This window comes from Kitasatospora sp. NPDC093558 (assembly GCF_040683475.1).
Lineage (GTDB): Bacteria > Actinomycetota > Actinomycetes > Streptomycetales > Streptomycetaceae > Kitasatospora.
In genome coordinates, this window is sequence record NZ_JBFBDY010001229.1 from 1 (window position 1) to 1,299 (window position 1,299).

The following is a 1,299-nucleotide window of genomic DNA, read 5'->3' on the forward strand; positions in this document are numbered from 1 at the left end:
GTGTTCGCGCGGGCGTTGCCACCGGGCGGGTGCTGGAGCGGTGTGTGTGGCGGGCGGGGTCCGGTGTGCTGTGCGGCCGGTCGTGCCCGGCCCGCCCGGCTTGAGGGCGGGCGGGCAGGTCGGCCGGGCGCCGGACCCGGGCGTTTTGGCGCCAGCGCCACCGTGGGGCTGTGGTTCGTCTGCCAGGGGTGGTGCGGCTGTGGGCGTGGTGTGTGTGCCGGTCTCCGGGTGCCTGACGGGTCGCCGGGTATGACCGGCATCGGGTGCATCGTGTGTGCCGGCCTGCGTGGGCGCAGCGGCGGGTGGCGTCGCGGGCGTGGACGGGCCGTCGGATGCCGTTGCTGCGGTTGGTGTCATGGATGCCGAGGCCGGGGAGGGGTCGTCCTCGTCGAGGGGGGTTCGCTCCTGTCGGTGGTGCAGGGATCGTCGCTGGCGGTCTCGCCTGCCCCGCGGCCTGCGGTATCGGTGGTTCCGGTGGTCGGGGGGATGATCGGTAATGGCGTCGGGGGTGGTGGCCGGTCAGGTGCGTTTCGGGTGGTTGGGCCCGGGGGCTTCGCCGGAGCGGCCCGTGGCGCATAGTGAGGGCTGAGGTCCGTGCCGGCCGCTCGTGCGGAGTTTGGCGGCGTCGCTCGTCCGGCCGGCGGTGTCGCAACCGCCGCCGGGCCGGGTGTTTTCGGCAGGGTGACCGGCGGCTGCTGCGGCGGTGTGTGTGAGAGCCGGTTGTGCGTTTTGTGAATCGGGTGATGGCGGGCGGGCCTCCACGGGCGAGGCGGGTTGTCGGTCGCTTGATCGAGTGATCCGCAGGCGGGCCGCTGCCCGGCTACCGTTGCTCGGTATGACGCATGCCCGGATTGAGGTGACGGCGGAGTTGGTCCGCCATTTGTTGCGTGACCAGCATCCCGACCTGGCCGATCGCCCGGTGAGGCTGGGCGCACGCGGTTGGGACAACCAGCTGTGGCGGCTCGGCGACGACCTCGCTGTCCGGTTGCCCTGGGCGACAGGGTCCGCTGATGCGCTGCTGCGCAAGGAGTACGCCTGGCTGCCCGTTCTTGCCCCGCGCCTTCCGCTGCCGGTTCCCGTCCCGCAGCGCCTGGGCGAGCCTTCCGGGCGGTTTCCGCGGCCCTGGCTCGTCACCACCTGGGTGCCGGGTGAGCCCGCCGACCGCGCCCCCGCCACGCAGGCTGCGGACGCGGCCGACAGCTTGGCCGCGTTCCTGACGGCTCTTCACCGGCCCGCTCCCGCCGGGGCACCCGCGGGCCGTGACCGCGGGGGGCCGCTGGCCGACCAGGCCGAGGGGTT

At 74.0% G+C, this 1,299-nt stretch carries 1 protein-coding gene; it reads left to right on the forward strand.

The window, feature by feature from the left end; all coding sequences use genetic code 11:
* Positions 1 to 835: 835 nt before the first annotated feature.
* A partial coding sequence (locus tag AB0O00_RS39950) for a phosphotransferase (RefSeq protein ID WP_363659573.1) occupies positions 836 to 1,299 on the forward strand: 464 nt, incomplete at its 3' end.